This is a genomic window from Ensifer sp. SSB1 (assembly GCF_016652895.1).
In the GTDB taxonomy this organism is placed as follows: domain Bacteria; phylum Pseudomonadota; class Alphaproteobacteria; order Rhizobiales; family Rhizobiaceae; genus Ensifer.
Genome location: NZ_JAEPRP010000224.1, coordinates 1 through 989, shown reverse-complemented (window position 1 = coordinate 989; position 989 = coordinate 1). Strand labels below are relative to the sequence as shown.

At 60.7% G+C, this 989-nt stretch carries 1 pseudogene; it reads left to right on the top strand.

The annotated features are described in order from the left end of the window. Positions 1-936, top strand: a pseudogene (locus tag I8N66_RS33400) (phosphoketolase); the annotation flags it as partial. Positions 937-989 lie beyond the last annotated feature (53 nt).

Sequence of the window (989 nt, the reverse complement as noted above, 5' to 3'; positions counted from 1 at the left end):
CTGCAGAAGTTCTTCGAGGGCATGGGTTACAAGCCCTATTTCGTCGAAGGGCATGATCCGGCAAGCGTGCATCAGCAGCTCGCCGCTGTGCTCGATACGGCGATGGCCGAGATCCGCCGGATCTGGGACGATGCCCGCGTGAGGGGCAATCTGAAGCGGCCGGCCTGGCCGATGATCGTCTTCCGTACGCCGAAGGGCTGGACCTGCCCCCCGGAGATCGACGGCAAAAAATGCGAGGACTACTGGCGGGCGCACCAGGTGCCGATGGGCGAGATGGACAAGCCCGAGCACATCCGCATCCTCGAGCAATGGATGAAGAGCTATCGACCCGAGGAGCTTTTCAGCGATCAGGGCCGGCTGCAGCCGGAGATCGCAGCACTAGCGCCAAAGGGCCATCGCCGCATGAGCGACAACCCGCACGCCAATGGCGGGCTGTTGTTGCATGACCTGAAGATGCCGGCTTTCCGGGATTATGCCGTCGACGTTCCGCGTCCAGGCGCGACTACGGTGGAAGCGGCCCGCGTCATGGGCAAGTTCCTGCGCGACGTGATGAAGAACAACATGGATGCCAAGAACTTCCGTCTGTTCAGCCCGGACGAAAACAACTCCAACCGCTGGCAGGATGTGCTGGAGGTCACCAACCGCTGCTACATGGCCGAGATCTATCCGGAGGACGACCACCTCTCACCGGATGGACGCATCATGGAGGTGCTCAGTGAACACCAGTGCCAGGGCTGGCTCGAAGGTTATCTCTTGACCGGCCGCCACGGCTTCTTCTCGTGCTACGAGGCGTTCATCCACATCATCGATTCCATGTTCAACCAGCATGCCAAGTGGCTGAAGGTCTGCAACGAGATCCCCTGGCGCCGGCCCATCGGGTCGCTGAACTATTTCCTGAGTTCCCATGTCTGGCGCCAGGACCACAACGGCTTCAGCGCAGATCAATCCCTGCCATGACGTTGCGGGCAACTGTTAGCCCAACCAAATTG